General features: G+C 74.4%; 12 protein-coding genes. 7 read left to right on the forward strand and 5 right to left on the reverse strand.

The features are described 5' to 3' along the window. The first annotated feature begins 46 nt into the window (after positions 1-46). The 4 genes from ACIRRS_RS02995 to ACIRRS_RS03010 all read left to right on the forward strand — a co-directional run bounded on the left by ACIRRS_RS02995 (position 47) and on the right by ACIRRS_RS03010 (position 5,694). The gene (locus tag ACIRRS_RS02995) at positions 47-1,135 is read left to right on the forward strand and encodes an enoyl-CoA hydratase/isomerase family protein (RefSeq protein ID WP_402964039.1); all 1,089 of its coding nucleotides are present in this window, start codon (positions 47-49) and stop codon (positions 1,133-1,135) included. Positions 1,136-1,176: 41 nt separating this feature from the next. After that, positions 1,177-1,845 (forward strand): GntR family transcriptional regulator, encoded by a 669-nt coding sequence (locus tag ACIRRS_RS03000; protein WP_402964042.1) that lies wholly within the window; start codon positions 1,177-1,179, stop codon positions 1,843-1,845. A 158-nt stretch (positions 1,846-2,003) separates the two neighbouring features. Further along, positions 2,004-4,754 (forward strand): pyruvate dehydrogenase (acetyl-transferring), homodimeric type, encoded by a 2,751-nt coding sequence (gene aceE, locus ACIRRS_RS03005; RefSeq protein ID WP_402964045.1) that lies wholly within the window; start codon positions 2,004-2,006, stop codon positions 4,752-4,754. A gap of 145 nt (positions 4,755-4,899) precedes the next feature. After that, positions 4,900-5,694 (forward strand): enoyl-CoA hydratase, encoded by a 795-nt coding sequence (locus ACIRRS_RS03010; RefSeq protein ID WP_402964048.1) that lies wholly within the window; start codon positions 4,900-4,902, stop codon positions 5,692-5,694. 171 nt (positions 5,695-5,865) lie between these two features. On the opposite strand, the gene ACIRRS_RS03015 is transcribed toward ACIRRS_RS03010, so the two are convergent. Continuing rightward, a complete protein-coding gene (locus ACIRRS_RS03015; RefSeq protein WP_402964051.1) occupies positions 5,866-7,719 on the reverse strand; it encodes an NAD-binding protein in 1,854 nt (617 codons plus the stop codon). Between the two features lie 222 nt (positions 7,720-7,941). On the opposite strand from ACIRRS_RS03015, the gene ACIRRS_RS03020 reads away from it, so the two are divergent. Further along, positions 7,942-8,541 carry an HdeD family acid-resistance protein gene (locus ACIRRS_RS03020; RefSeq protein ID WP_402964054.1) on the forward strand — a complete coding sequence of 200 codons (600 nt, stop codon included), beginning with the start codon at positions 7,942-7,944 and terminating at the stop codon, positions 8,539-8,541. Between the two features lie 46 nt (positions 8,542-8,587). Here the strand turns inward: ACIRRS_RS03020 and ACIRRS_RS03025 are convergent, their stop codons facing one another. Then, positions 8,588-9,244, reverse strand: coding sequence for a DUF6461 domain-containing protein (locus ACIRRS_RS03025; RefSeq protein WP_402964057.1), 657 nt, complete (start codon positions 9,242-9,244; stop codon positions 8,588-8,590). 41 nt (positions 9,245-9,285) lie between these two features. Beyond that, positions 9,286-10,734 carry a CoA transferase gene (locus tag ACIRRS_RS03030; protein ID WP_402964060.1) on the reverse strand — a complete coding sequence of 483 codons (1,449 nt, stop codon included), beginning with the start codon at positions 10,732-10,734 and terminating at the stop codon, positions 9,286-9,288. A gap of 366 nt (positions 10,735-11,100) precedes the next feature. Here ACIRRS_RS03030 and ACIRRS_RS03035 point away from each other — a divergent pair, with 366 nt between their 5' ends. Then, on the forward strand, positions 11,101-11,805 hold the full coding sequence (locus ACIRRS_RS03035; RefSeq protein ID WP_402964063.1) for an N-acyl homoserine lactonase family protein: 705 nt from the start codon (positions 11,101-11,103) through the stop codon (positions 11,803-11,805). Positions 11,806-11,836: 31 nt separating this feature from the next. Here ACIRRS_RS03035 and ACIRRS_RS03040 read toward each other — a convergent pair whose 3' ends face one another. Further along, positions 11,837-13,099 (reverse strand): cytochrome P450, encoded by a 1,263-nt coding sequence (locus ACIRRS_RS03040; protein ID WP_402964066.1) that lies wholly within the window; start codon positions 13,097-13,099, stop codon positions 11,837-11,839. A 235-nt stretch (positions 13,100-13,334) separates the two neighbouring features. On the opposite strand from ACIRRS_RS03040, the gene ACIRRS_RS03045 reads away from it, so the two are divergent. Beyond that, positions 13,335-14,171 (forward strand): hypothetical protein, encoded by an 837-nt coding sequence (locus ACIRRS_RS03045; protein WP_402964069.1) that lies wholly within the window; start codon positions 13,335-13,337, stop codon positions 14,169-14,171. Positions 14,172-14,413: 242 nt separating this feature from the next. Here ACIRRS_RS03045 and ACIRRS_RS03050 read toward each other — a convergent pair whose 3' ends face one another. Beyond that, complete coding sequence (locus ACIRRS_RS03050) at positions 14,414-14,659, reverse strand: zf-HC2 domain-containing protein (RefSeq protein WP_402964072.1); 246 nt, start codon at positions 14,657-14,659, stop codon at positions 14,414-14,416. Positions 14,660-14,705: the final 46 nt, after the last annotated feature.

Genomic DNA, 14,705 nt, shown 5'->3' on the forward strand with positions numbered 1-14,705 from the left:
GCGGCGGCCGCCCGGCCGCCGCCACCGAGGGACGGGAGCGGACACCATGGGCTCACAGCCGGAGGAGACGGCGGAGGTCCTGACCCGCGTCGACGGCGGGCTCGGACGGATCGTGCTGAACCGCCCCCGCGCGCTCAACTCCCTGACCCACGGCATGATCACCGCCGTCCGCGCCACCCTGGACGCCTGGGCCGCGGACGACCGGGTGCGCGCCGTCGCGCTGACCGGCGCCGGCGAGCGCGGCCTGTGCGCGGGCGCCGACATCCGCGCCATGCACGAGGACGCCAAGGCCGGCGGGGCCGGAATGCGCGCGTTCTTCCGCGACGAGTACCGGCTCAACTCCCTGATCGCGCACTACCCGAAGCCGTACCTGGCCGTCATGGACGGCATCACCATGGGCGGCGGCGTCGGCCTCTCCGCGCACGGGGCGGTGCGGATCGTCACCGAGCGCTCCACCGTCGCGATGCCCGAGACCCGCATCGGTCTCGTCCCCGACGTCGGCGGCAGCCGCCTCCTCGCCCTCGCCCCGGGCGAGTTGGGCACCCACCTCGGGCTCTCCTCCACCTCGATGGGCCCCGGCGACGCGTTGCTGTGCGGCTTCGCCGACCACTTCACGCCCTCCGCCCGGGTGCCCGACCTGCTCGACGCCCTGGCCCGCGACCTGGCGGGGGCGACCGACGCGGCCGCCGCCCTGGCGGCCGTGGAGTCGGCCGTCGCCGCGCACGCCGAGCCCGCACCCCCGCCCGGGCTCGCCGCCAACCGGCCCTGGATCGACGCCTGTTACGCGGCCGACACCGCCGAGGAGATCGTCCAGCGGCTCATCGACTCCGGCGCGGCGGAGGCCAAGGAGGCCGCCGGGCAACTGCTCGGCAACTCCCCGACCGCCGTCAAGGTGGCCCTGGCCGCGCTGCGCCGGGCCCGTACGCTCCCCTCGCTGGAGGCCGTGCTCGACCAGGAGTACCGGATCTCCTGCGCCGCGCTGGCGGGCCACGACCTCGTCGAGGGCATCCGCGCCCAGGTGATCGACAAGGACCGCGACCCGCACTGGTCCCCCGGCTCGCTCGCCGAGGTGACGGAGGCGGACGTCGAGCGCTTCTTCGCCCCGTGCCCGGAGGGCGAGTTGGGCCTGGCCTGACCCTCCTCGCAGCACCCCGCCCGCACCACCTGGAGCCCGCCGTGAACCACCCCGACCCGACGCCGCAGCCCTCGCCCGACGACGCCGACCGGCTCTCGCGGGTGCCGCTCGGCGAGCAGGTGCGCGCCCTGCTGCTGGACGGGCTGCTCGGCGGCCGGTGGCGGCCCGGGGACAGGATCGTCGAGCGGCGCCTGGCGGCCGAGTTGAACGTCAGCCAGGCACCGGTGCGCGAGGCGCTGCGCTCGCTCCAGGCGCTCGGCCTGCTGGACGCCGAGCCCAACCGGGGCGTGCGGGTGCGCGAGATCGCGCCCGCGGAGCTGCGCGAGGTGTACCAGGTGCGGGCCGCGCTGGAGCGGCTGGCCGCCGAGTCCGCGGTGGTCCGCCTGGCCGGGGACGTCGGCGAACTGGAGCGCCACGCACGGGAGATGGAAAAGGCCGCCGCCTCCGGCGATCTGCTCGGGCAGGCCCGGCACGGGGTGGCGTTCCACCGCGCGATCGTCGCCGCCTCGGGCAACGGGACGCTGCTGCGCACCTGGGAGGGACTGGGCGTCGAGGCGTGGACGGTGCTGTCCCTGCACCGGGTGCGGCCCGAGCTGCACGAGAACGCCGCCGACCACCGGCCACTGATCGAGGCGTTCCGGAGCCAGGCCCCCGAGGCGGGGCGGCTGCTGGCGGAGCACGTCCTGGAGTACGCCGACCGCTCCGTCTGAGCGGCGGCCTCGCCTCACCTCTGCCTCTCCCCTCCGAGTGTTTTATTCGCATAGGAATGATCGATCATCGCTCACACTACCCGCGAGTAGCGGTTGACTCACGACCGAATCGCTTCATACTTTCCATAGAGGGAAATGTCATTCCACCATGCGGAACCATGGCGGAGTCGACTCGTCCGAAGCGCACCGGCAAAGGGGAACCATCCGTGTCCCAACTCGACCAGCTTCCCGACCAGGACCCCGAGGAGGTCGCGGAATGGCGCGCCTCGCTCGACGCCGCCCGTGAGTTCGGCGGCCCGCACCGCGCGGCCCACCTGCTGCGCCGCCTCGTCGAGCACGCCGAGCAGCGCCGACTCGGCCTGCCGCCACTGCTGGACACCCCGTACGTCAACACCATCCCCACCGCCGCCGAGCCGGACTTCCCCGGCGACGAGGCGCTGGAGCGGCGCATCACCGCATGGAACCGCTGGAACGCCGCCGCCATGGTGACCAGGGGCAACCAACGCGGCGGCCTGGGCGGGCACATGGCCACCTACGCCTCCGCCGCCTGGCTGTACGAGATCGGCTTCCAGCACTTCTTCCGCGGCAAGGAGGCGGACGGCTCCGGCGACCAGCTGTACGTCCAGGGCCACGCCGCGCCCGGCGTCTACGCCCGTGCCTTCCTCGAAGGACGCCTGACGGAAGGGCAGTTGGACCACTTCCGCCAGGAGGCCGGCGGAGGCGGACTGCCCTCCTACCCGCACCCGCGCCGACTGCCGGACTTCTGGGAGTTCCCGACCGTCTCGATGGGCCTCGGCCCGCTCTCGGCGATCCACCAGGCCCGGTTCAACCGGTACTTGACCGCGCGCGGCATCAAGGACACCTCCGCCTCCCACGTCTGGGCCTTCCTGGGCGACGGCGAGATGGACGAGCCGGAGTCGACGGCCGCCCTCGCCCTGGCCGCCCGCGAGGGTCTGGACAACCTCACCTTCGTCGTCAACTGCAACCTCCAGCGGCTCGACGGCCCGGTGCGCGGCAACGGCAAGATCGTCCAGGAACTGGAGCGGAGCTTCCGCGCGGCGGGCTGGAACGTCGTCAAGTCCCTCTGGGGCGAGGCCTGGGACGACCTGCTGGCGCGCGACCTCGACGGCGCCCTGGTGCGCCGCCTCGGTGAGGTCCCGGACGGGCAGTTCCAGACCTACGCCGCCTCCGACGCCGCCTACATCCGCGAGCACCTGTTCCATGCCTCGCCCGAACTGCGTGCCCTCGCCGACACGGTGGACGACCGGCGCCTGCTGGAGACGGTCGCGACCTCGCGCGGCGGCCACGAGCCCCGCAAGGTGTACGCGGCCTACCGCGCGGCGATCGAGCACCGGGGTGCGCCCACCGTCGTGCTGGTGCAGACCGTCAAGGGCTGGACGCTCGGCCCGGGGTTCGAGTCCCGCAATGCCAACCACCAGATGAAGAAGCTCACCGGGGCCCAGTTCCGCGCCATGCGCGACCTCCTCGAACTTCCCATCCCCGACTCGGCGTTGAGCGGAGAGCAGGTGCCCTACGCGCACCCGGGCCCCGACTCCGAGGAGGCCCGCTACCTGCGCGAGCGCCGCGCCGCGCTCGGCGGTCCCGCTCCCGCCCGCCGGGTGCGCTTCACCCCGCTGCCCGAGCCGCCCGCCAAGCCCTTCGAGACCCTGTTGAAGGGCTCCGGCGGCCAGGAGATCGCCACCACCATGGCGTTCGTCCGCCTGGTCAAGGACCTGATGCGCGACGGCGCCACCGGCCGCCGCTGGGTGCCGATCGTGCCCGACGAGGCCCGCACCTTCGGCATGGAGTCGCTCTTCCCCACCGCCGGGATCTACTCCCCGCTCGGCCAGACCTACGACCCGGTGGACCGCGACCAGCTGCTCCACTACAAGGAGTCGGCGAGCGGCCAGATCCTCAACGAGGGGATCACGGAGGCCGGTTCGATGGCCTCGCTGACCGCCGCCGCCACCTCCTACGCCACCCACGGCGAGCCGGTCGTCCCCTTCTACATCTTCTACTCGATGTTCGGCTGGCAGCGCACCGCCGACCAGATGTGGGCGCTGGCCGACCAGTTGGGCCGGGGCTTCCTGGTCGGCGCCACCGCCGGACGCACCACCATGACCGGCGAGGGCCTCCAACACGCCGACGGCCACTCGCAGTTGATTGCCTCCACCAACCCGGCCGCAGTCAGCTACGACCCTGCGTTCGGCTACGAGGTCGCCATCGTCGTCCGCGAGGGCCTGCGCCGGATGTACGGCGCGAGCGCCGAACACCCGCACGGCGAGGACGTGTTCTACTACCTCACCGTCTACAACGAGCCGCTCGCGCAGCCGCCGCTGCCCGCCGACGAGGCGTCGGTGACGGAGGGCGTGCTGCGCGGCCTCTACCGCTACCGCGAGGCCCGCCCGCCGGCCGACGCCGGGGCGCCGCGCCTCCAACTGCTCGCCTCCGGCACCGCCGTGCGCTGGACGCTGGACGCGCAGCGGCTCCTGGAGGAGGACTGGGGCGTGGCAGCCGACGTCTGGTCCGCGCCATCCTGGACGGAGCTGCGGCGGGAGGCGCTGGACTGCGACGCGGCCAACCTCGCCCGGGCTGCGGCCGGAGGCGGCGAGGCTCCCCGGGTGCCGTACGTGACCCGGGCACTGGCCGGGGCGCCCGGGCCGGTGCTCGCGGTCAGCGACTGGATGCGCGCGGTGCCGGACCAGATCCGCCCGTGGGTGGAGCAGGACTGGACTTCCCTGGGCACGGACGGCTTCGGCCTCTCCGACAGCCGGGCGGCCGCGCGGCGCCATTTCGGGGTGGACGCCGAGTCGGTGGCCGTCGCCGCGCTGGCGGCCCTGGCCCGCCGGGGCGAGGTCAAGGCGGAGACCGTACGGGAGGCGGCGCAGCGCTACGGCGTGCGGTTCTGACGGACCGGACCGGGGCGCGCACGGGCGGAGCTGGTGATCGTCGTCTCGCATGCCAAGACTGGCGCGAGGCGGGGCGCGTCGTGGATCCTCGGGTGGTCAGGGCGCGCCCGTGCGGCGCCGAGCAGCGGAATGGGAGTCGACGGCGATGACCGAGACCGAGACCACCGGGACCTACGAGACGATCCTGGTCGAGCGCAGGGGCCGGGTGGGGCTGATCACGCTCAACCGCCCGAAGGCGCTGAACGCGCTGAACACGCAGCTGATGAACGAGGTCGTCGCGGCGGCGACCGCCTTCGACCGGGACCCGGAGATCGGCTGTCTGGTGATCACCGGGTCCCAGAAGGCGTTCGCCGCCGGGGCGGACATCAAGGAGATGCAGGGCAACGCGTTCCCCGACGTGTACCTGGACGACTGGCTGGGCCCGTGGGACCGGCTGGGCGCGCTGCGCAAGCCGGTGGTGGCGGCGGTGGCCGGGTTCGCGCTGGGCGGCGGCTGCGAGCTGGCGATGCTGTGCGACATCCTGCTGGCGGCGGACACCGCGAAGTTCGGTCAGCCGGAGATCAAGCTCGGCGTGATCCCGGGCATCGGCGGCTCGCAGCGGCTCACCCGGGCGATCGGCAAGGCCAAGGCGATGGAACTGTGCCTGACCGGACGGATGATGGGCGCCGAGGAGGCCGAGCGGGCGGGCCTGGTGTCGCGGATCGTCCCGGCCGACCAGCTGCTGGAGGAGGCTCTGAGCACGGCCGAGACCGTCGCCTCGATGTCCGCGCCGGCGTCGATCATGATGAAGGAGAGCGTCAACCGCGCCTTCGAGACCACCCTCGCCGAGGGCGTCCGCTTCGAGCGCCGCCTCTTCCACGCGACCTTCGCGACGGCGGACCAGAAGGAGGGCATGGCGGCGTTCGCCGAGAAGCGGGCGCCCAAGTTCGAAAACCGCTGACGGAGGTCGGCGAACAGATGACAAAAAACAGCGAACAGATGACAGATTTCATCAGCTGCCATCTGTGATCTGTTCGCTGTCATCTGTTCGCTGTTATCTGTTTTCTGTCATCTGTCTTTTGTCAGCTGTCAGCCCTCAGCCGTTCGCGGCCCGTCCGCCCCCCGGCGGCCGTCACGTCTCGTCCACCAGCGCGGTGTTGATCCGGGCGAGCCCGCTGCGGGTCGCGGCGAGCACGATGCGGTCGCCGGGGGTGAGTCGGCGGGTGCGATCGGCGAACTTCCAGTTGAGCCGGGAGTTGCGGGCGAAGCCGACCGCGATGACCCGGACGCCGCCCGGGTCCTCCAGGTCGTGCCGGTTCATACCGATCAGCCCGCTGCCGTCCTCGACCGTCAGTTCGGCGATCAGCAGCGCGTGCCGGAAGACGGACAGCGTCCCGCGCACCTCCCGTCCCATCAGGGCGGCGGCGAAGGCGGGCGCGGCCAGGTAGGAGACGGAGCGCGAGGCCGCGTCCTCCAGCGTGGCGTAGAAGTGCCGGGCGAAGTCGTCGTCGAACAGCCGCACCACGACGCGGACGGACGGGTTGCCGTGCCGCGCCTCCAGCGCCGCCTCCACGTTGGTGGCGTCGTCGCCGCTGACCGCGACCACCGCCCGGCTGTGCCGCAGCCGGGCCCGGGACAGCTGCTCCTCGAACGGCCCGTCGCCCACCACGACCGGCAGGCCCAGCGCCCGCAGCGCCCCGATGCCGCGCGCCTGCGGGTCGCGCTCCACGCCGACCACCGGGACGCCGAGCCCGTGCAGCTGTTCGGCGATGCGGGTGCCGAGGTTGCCGAGGCCGACGACGATGACGTGGTCCCGGGTGCCGGCGCCGGGGTTGCGCGGCTGCCCGCGCCGCCCCGAGCCGAGCACCTCGACCGCGATGGCGGTGGCGACCGGCGCGAAGGTGATCCCGCACAGCGTGATCACCACCTGGGCGATGCGCTGCCAGAGCCCGCCGGTGCCGCTCCCGTTGGCGATGTCGGTGAGCTGGTCCGGCTGGGCGGCCCCGGCCAGGTCGAGCAGCGAGATGTAGACCGTCCAGCCGAAGTCCCGGTTGAGGGCCCAGAGCAGCCCGAAGGACATCATCACGGCGGCGAGCGCGATGAGCAGCACCACCCGCAGCCGGGCGCTGGTGAGGAAGCGCATGGTGTCGAAGAGCCGCCACTGCGTCCGCTGCACCCAGCTGATCGGCTCCCGGGGCTCGATCGGCAGCGCCTGGAGCGCGGCCACCCCGCCCCGGCCCCGCACTGCCCCCGCGGGCGCGTCCTCGTCCCCGGTCTCCCCCTCGGTGCGCGGCAGGGGCACGCGGCGGACGCCGCCGCCGGGGCGGATCACCGGTCCGTCGTCGCCGAACTCGGCCGCCAGGCGCAGGAACTCCTCGAAGTCCCCCTGTTCCTCCGGCATGAGGCGGATCTTGCTGAGGTCCTGCCGGTCGATGTGGTCGGCGACCACGCAGATCCGGTCCGAGGTGATGGCCTCGTCGAAGGCGACGTGCAGGAAGCGGCCGTCGATCTCGACCGAGTTGGGCCGCCCGAGCGCCGCCGCCGCGAAGGCGGGGGCGGCGGTGGCCGAGCCGGAGAGCGCGGCCCCGTTCTTGAGGAGCCGTTCGATGTTCTCGCCGAGGCGCTGGTTGAACATCCGCAGGACGATCCGCAGGTCCTGGTTGTGCCCCTGGGCGCTGAGCGCGGCGTGGATGTTGTCCTGGTCGCTGCCCTCGACGAGCGCGATGCCCCGGGCGGTGGCGACGGAGACGGCGCGCAGCGCCTCCTCGGTGATGGCGGCGGACTCCACCACGGCCGCGACGCCGGGCAGTTGCTCGATCCGGGGAGCGTGGTCCCGGGTGCGGTCGGTGACGAGGACGACGACCGGGACTTCGTAGTGCTCGACGAGTTCCAGAACGAGGCGGTGGGCGAGGGCGTTGCCCCCGCACACGATGTAGTGCTGGCTGATCGGTTCGACCGGCGGGGTCCCCCACCCTGCAGTAGTCATACCGGATGGTATCGACCGCCGGTGGATGGAACATGACGTTCCGAAGACCGGGCGCCCATCGGTTGCGGTAGGGCGGCCGTCCCCGAACGAAGCAGTGCCCCCAACGAGCCCCCCGAATGGAGTAGTCCCTCGAATGGAGTAGTCCGGCGCGCGGGGCGGCGGTGCCGCGGTGAGGCTGGGTCAGGTCCTCTGTCCGCTCCCGTCCCCGAGGAGTTCTCCGCCGTGGTCTCTCCGATCATCACCCCCGAAGGCACCCCGGTCCAAGGCCCGCTCGGCCAACTCGCCAGGGCCGCCTGGCAGGTGCTGCTGGCCGCCGGGCTGGCCTCGCTGGCCCTCGGGGTCATCGTCTTCGCCTGGCCCCGGCAGACCCTGCTGGTGGTGGGCGTGCTGTTCGGCCTCTACCTGCTGGTGACGGGCATCGTGCAGCTGGTGGCCGCGTTCGGCACCCATGCGAGTACGGCCCTGCGGGTGATGGCCTTCATCAGCGGCGCGATCTGCGTGATGCTGGGCCTGCTCTGCTTCCGTAGCGCCGTGCAGTCGCTGCTGCTGCTCGCGCTCTGGATCGGCATCGGCTGGCTGTTCCGGGGGATCACCCAGCTCGCCGCGGCGGCCTCCGACCCGATGATGCCGGCGCGCGGCTGGCAGGCGTTCGCGGGTGTGGCGAACACGCTGGCGGGTGTGCTGCTGATGGTGTGGCCGGTCGGTTCGATCTCCGCGCTGACGGTGCTGGCCGGGTGCTGGCTGCTGATCCTCGGGGTGGTCGAGATCGTGACGGCGCTCCAGGTCCGGGGCCGGGCGAAGCGGATTCCGTCCGGGGTCTGACTGTCCATCCGTACGTGCCGGGGCCGTGACTCCTTCGAAGAGGGGGTCACGGCCCCGGCACGTATCCGAGGCGGAAGGTGAGGCCGGCCAGTCGCTCGGGGGCGAGGCGGACGTCGGTGAGCCGTTCGGCGAGGGCGAAGGCGGCCTCGGTGTGCAGGTCGAAGCTGTCGTCGTCGAGGTGGAAGCCGCAGGCGGTCAGCAGCTCGGAGGTGCCCCGGCCTTCGGCGTCCTCGCCGTCGCGCTGGGTGGGGAACAGCGGCTCGAAGTGCAGGCGCCGGGTGCCGTGCTCCCACCAGTGGAAGTGGTCGACCGCGTTGATGTTGCGGAAGTGGGAGACCAGCCGGGTGCCCTCGGCGAGCCGGGCGATCGCCTCGGGGGTGACGCCGAGGTAGCCGTTGGGCTCCACCGCGAGGGCCCAGCCGTCGAGTTCGGTGACGGCGACGTACGACCAGTTCTCCGGGTCGATGCCCTCGGGCAGTTCCCCGACCGGGTGGTCGTCCTCCTCCCGGCCGTCCGGGCCGGTGTCCGTGACCTCGCGCAGGCCGACGACCTCCCCGGCGGGCACGGCGCCGAAGCGGCGCTGCAGTTCCTCGGCGGTGAGGCCCTGGACGAGGGTGAGGCAGTAGGCCTCGGCCAGGTCGGGGTGGTCCCGGCGGAACCAGGTGAAGTCGGTGGCGTGGGCGGGTCGCGGTGCGGCAGTCATGCGGGCGATGCTGCCAGAGGCCACCGACAGCGCCCGTCGGTCTACCGGTCGAGCCAGACCGCCTCGTCCGTGCCCCAACGGCCGGGCGGGCGGGTCCAGTTGTCGGGGGCTCCCGCGTAGCCGATCGGCGGGAGGGCGTGGCGCAGCCTCCCGTACGGGGAGTCGGTGACGGTCAGCCAGGGCTGCGGGTCGTACGGCGTGCCCGCGTCCGGGCCCGCGTCCGGGCCCGCGTCGGCGATGCCGTGGAGGAGCCAGGAGGCAGTGCCCGCGAAGGAGTGGCGCAGGTGGCGGCCGCCGGGGCGTCCGGCGGCGCGGTCGGCGAGGGCGCGCAGGACGCCGGCGGCGGCGAGGTAGCCGGTGCCGTGGTCGAGGGCCTGGGCGGGCAGGGCGCCGGGGCGGCCGTCGGGTCCGGCCTCGTGGGCGGCGATGCCGATGCCGGCCTGGACGAGGCTGTCGAAGCCGCGCCGCCCGGCCCAGGGGCCGTTCCAGCCCCAGGCGTCGATCTGGGTGAGGACGAGGTCGGGGCGGCGGGCGAACAGGGTCTCGGGGGCGAGGCCGTGGGCGTCGAGGGAGCCGGGGCGGTAGGCGTTGACCACCACGTCGGCGGTGTCGAGGAGGGCCTCGAAGACGGCGCGGTCGGCGGGGTCGGCGAGGTCGAGGCGGGCGGAGCGCTTGCCGAAGCCGGTGTCGGCGTGGGCGTCGTCGGATTCGGGCAGTCGGGGCGAGTCGATCCGCAGGACGTCGGCGCCGAGCAGGGCGAGGGTGCGGGTGGCGACCGGTCCGGAGATGACCCGGGTGAGGTCGAGGACGCGCACCCCGGCGGCGGGCCGGTCGACGGGAGCGGCGCCGAGGGGCCGTACGGGGGCGGGGGCGGCGCTGGGGACGGGGAGGTGCTCGACCAGGGGGTGCCTGGAGGCACTCACCGGCGCGACGGCCACGGCGAGCGCCCCCGCCGCGTACGCGCGCTCCTGTACGTCCTCGGCGCGCAGGGCGGCGAGGGTCTCGGCGAGGCGCTCGGGCCCGGTGTCGGAGGGCAGTCCGAGGGCGTCGAGCAGCCGGGCGCGGTGGTGCGGGTAGTTGGCGTGGGTGCGCACCCAGCCGTCCGCCGTGCGCCAGAAGCCGGACAGCGGGGCGAAGCCGACGGGGCTGCGGCCGTCGACGGTGAGGTGGCGCTCGCTGGTGAAGGCGGTGGCGACGGCGCCCTCGTCCACCCTCACGGCCGGGACGGGTCCGCCGGCGCGGCGGGCGGCGAGTTCGGCGGCGGCCAGGGAGCAGGCGGCCACCGTCGCCCGGGCGAGGCGGCGCAGCGGCAGGCCGGAGGGCAGGCCGTCCTGCGGTCCGTGGAACTCGACCAGGCGCAGGAGTTCGGCGGAGCCGCTGAGGGCGGTCCAGACGTCGGCGGTCGGGCCGTCGAAGAGGCCGTTGGCGAGGCCGTCGGAGGAGCCGTCGAACGGGGTGCTGGAGGCGGCGGGTGAGGAGGGTTCGATCATGAGCCGCATTGTGCGCCCGCGCTCCGGGTCTGCGCCGTGACGCCGGCCACAGGTGTCGGCGGTACGGCGGGGATCGCGGGGTGCGGGGCGCGGGAGGTGGGCACCTGGTCGCGAAGGGTGGGGCGGTGGCGCGTTGAGGGCGGGAGGGTTCTGCCGGTCGACCGATAGGGTGCGGACGCGGCCCTTCCGGGGGCGCGTCCACGGGGAGCGGGGGCACTCGGGGTGGCGCGGGGCGCGGTGGGGGCGTGCGAGGGCGACCCCGTACGCCCTTGAACGTATGACGACGCGATGATGTGACGAACCGACGGCAGGGTGGGGCGGGCGCGAGCAGTGCCGCGTCTCCGTGCCGGGCAACACGAACAGGGGATGACGCCGATGGACCCGATCCGCCGACTCGATCTGGGCTACTTCGTCCGGCCGGCCGTCGAAGTGGGCGGTCCGGAGCCCCGGGTGGAGCCGGTGCTGGCGTACCTGGTGAAGCGTCCGGAGGGCCTGCTGCTGTTCGACACGGGCATCGGCTCGGGCGATCCGGAGACGGAGGCGCACTACCGGCCCGTCCGCCGTCCGCTGCCCGAGGCGCTGGCGGCGGCCGGGGTGGCGGTCTCCGACATCGACCTGGTGGTCAACTGCCACCTGCACTTCGACCACTGCGGCGCCAACCCCCTGCTGGCCGGGACCCCGGTGGTGGCGCAGAGCGCGGAGCTGGCCGTCGCCCGGCGCGGCGGGTACACCTTCGACGAGCTGGTCGACTTCCCCGGCGTCGAGTACCGCGAGGTCGACGGTGAGACCGAGGTCTGGCCGGGCGTGCGGGTGCTGCCGACCCCGGGGCACAGTCCGGGCCACCAGTCGCTGCTGGTCGACCGCTCGGGCGGGCGCTCGGTGCTGCTGGCGGGGCAGGCGTACGACTTCGCGAGCGAGTACGGGCAGGCGGTGCTGGCCCGGCGGGCGGCGCTGGAGGGGGCGGCGGCGCCGCTGCCCGGCTACCCGGCCTGGCTGGACCGGGTGGCCGAGGCGCAGCCGCGCTGGGTGCTCTTCGCGCACGACCAGGCGGTGTGGGAGCCGGCGAGCTGACGGCCGGTCCGCGGGGCCGGAGCGAGCGGGCTCAGTAGGTGAAGCGCAGCGAGCGGACCCGGTGGTCGAAGCTGGAGGGCACCGGCACCGGCTCCCCCACCGAGCGGATCCCGGGCAGCCGGGTGAACAGCGCGTGGAACAGGGCCCTCATCTCCTGGCGGGCGAGGTGCGCGCCGAGGCAGTAGTGCGGTCCGCCGCCGCCGAAGCCCAGGTGGGGGTTGGGCGTGCGGGTGATGTCGAAGGCGTCCGGGTCGGTGAAGACCGCCTCGTCCCGGTTGGCGGCGCCGAAGAACAGCGCGACCTGCTCCCCGGCGCGCAGCAGCGGGCCGCCGGGGCCGCCGAGTTCGTGGTCGACGGCGAGGGTGCGCCGGAACTGGACGATCGGCGTGGCGTGGCGCAGGATCTCGTCCACCGCGCCGTCGAGGCGGCCGTCGAGGTCGGCGAGCAGCAGGGCGCGCTGCTCGGGGTGGGCGGTGAGCAGGTGCAGGCCGTGGGCGAGGGCGTTGCGGGTGGTCTCGACGCCGGCGACCAGCAGCAGGGAGAAGAAGGCGCCGAGTTCGCGGCCGCTGAGCGCCCGCCCGTCGACGTCGGCGGTGACGAGCGCGGAGATCAGGTCCTCGGCGGGGCGGCGTCGGCGTTCGCGGCCGATCGCGGCGACCGTGGCCTGCATCCGGGCGAGCGCGGCCAGTCCGCGGCCGGGCATCCGCAGGCGGCTGCGCTGGGAGCGGGCCACGCCGGTGTCGGCGGAGGCGCGGTCGACGAGGTCGAGGATCAGGCGGCGGGGCTCCTCGGGGATGCCCATCATCGTGCAGATCACCTGGAAGGGGAGTTCGGCGGCGACGGCGCTGACGAAGTCCCCGGGGGGCCCGGCGGCCGTGGAGCGTCGCTGCTCCAGGTCGTCGACCAGGGCGGCGGTGATCCGGTGGACGTCCTCCTCGACCCGGCCGAGCAGCCTCGGGGTGAACGCCCGCGAGACGATCCGGCGCAGCTGGGCGTGGCGGGGGTCGTCGAGGTTGACCATCGAGTCGCCGAACACCGTGCGCACCCAGCGGGGCGGGGCGGGGGTGGTCACGCCGGGGCCGCTGAGGAAGACGGCGGGCGTGCGGCTCGCCTCGACGACGTGGGCGTGCCGCACGAGCGCGTGGAAGCCGCGCCCGGCGGCGCGGTCGCCGACGTACAGCGGGGCGGGGAGGCGGCGCAGCTCGGCGAAGGCGGCGGCGCGGTCGGGGGCGGGCAGCCGCCAGAAGCGCGGGTCGGCGAGGTCGGCACCGTGCTGGGTGGTGCGGGTGTGCATGGGTGTGCCTCCTGCTTCGTACGGGCTTCGTTCCTGTACGGACGGCCTGTGGTCAGGGTGCACATTTAGTGAGCAGGCGGTCACGGATGTCAAGCGGTTCGACCGGCGCGCCAGGGTCGTCCGGGAGGGTGGCCGCCTTGGGCGGGCGGGCATGGTCTCACGGGGCGGAACCGGCCGGTACCGGAGGGTGCGGCACGGACGGGGCGGGGCGGGTGCGACGATGAGTGCCATCGTGATGACCGACCGAGTACGCCTGCTGCGCGCCGTGGTCTTCGCCGCGCTGTGCGTGGCGCTGGCCGCCGCGGCGCACGTCGCCATGGGCGGGGCCGGGGTCACGCCCGCGGTGCTGGCCGGCGCGGCCGGCGGCGTCCTCGTGCCGACCTGGCTGCTGGCCGGGAGGCGGCGGGGGCTCGCGGTGATCAGCGCCTGGATGGTCGCGGCGCAGGGTGCGCTGCACCTGCTGTTCGAGCGCGCCGGGGCGTACGGCGCGGGCGCGGGTGGCGGCGGTACGGACTGGGCGGCGCTGCTGCTCTGCAATCCGGAGCGGCTGCCGGGCGGGCTCTCGCCGGTGGAGCTGGCGCGGATGGCGGGTCTCGACCCGGGTGTTCCGCCGCCGGCCTCGGTCGCGCCGCACGGTGGCGGGATGCATCACGCGATGGCGGGGATGCCCGGGATGGCCGGGATGGCGGACATGCCGGGGATGGCCGGGATGACCGGGATGACCGGGCACGGTGTGTCGGGTGCCGCCGCGCACGGGGCCTCGCACGGCATGTCCCACGGCATGTCGCCGGGGATGCTCGCCGGCCACGTGGTGGCGGCGCTGGCGTGCGCGCTGCTGCTGTGGCGCGGGGACGCGGCGCTGGTGCGGCTGTTCGAGCTGTTCGGCGCGCTGGGCGCCGTGGTGGCGGGGGCGCTGCTGCTCCCGTTGCTGGCGCTGTGTCCGCGCCCGTGCGGGTACCGGCCGCCGGCCGCGCCCCGGCCCGCGGACCGGTCGGTGCGGCCGCCCCGGTCGGTGCTGCTCACGCACGCGGTGGTCCGGCGGGGGCCGCCGGCCTTCGGCCTCGCCTGCTGACGCGCCCGCCGCCGCTCGGATCGCCGACCCGTGGCGGGCAGGTCGCCCGCCGCCCGGTCGCGCCCTCGTGCCGCCGTGGTGGGCGGGCGCGGGCTCCGCCGTCGGCCGTCCTGTCACGGGAGGCGCGGTGGCGGGTGCCCCTGGACGTCGACGGTGCCGCCCTGTCGCGGCGCCGCAGCCAGCCCTCCCCTCGGGACCTTCACATGCCTGACCACGACGGCGCACCGGCTCCGGCCGGCGCCCTACTTCTCCCTGCCCTCTTCTGCCGGCTCGTCGGACAGCCGGGCCAGCAGTCCGGCCGTCCACTCCGGCCCCGGACCGTCGGCGGCCTGCGCCCCGGTACGGGCCCGCAGGCCCTCGGCGCGTTCCAGCCATGCGCGGCAGCCGCCGCAGCGCGCGAGGTGCTTGTCCAGCCGGGCCTCCGGCAGTCCGGTCGGCTCGCCGTCGAGGCGGGCGGACAGGGCGGTACGGAACTGCGCGCATCTCATCTGACCATCGTCCCGCACGGCGGCTTCGCCGGGGCCGACCGGGTGG

Source organism: Kitasatospora sp. NPDC101183 (genome assembly GCF_044767945.1).
Classification (GTDB): domain Bacteria; phylum Actinomycetota; class Actinomycetes; order Streptomycetales; family Streptomycetaceae; genus Kitasatospora.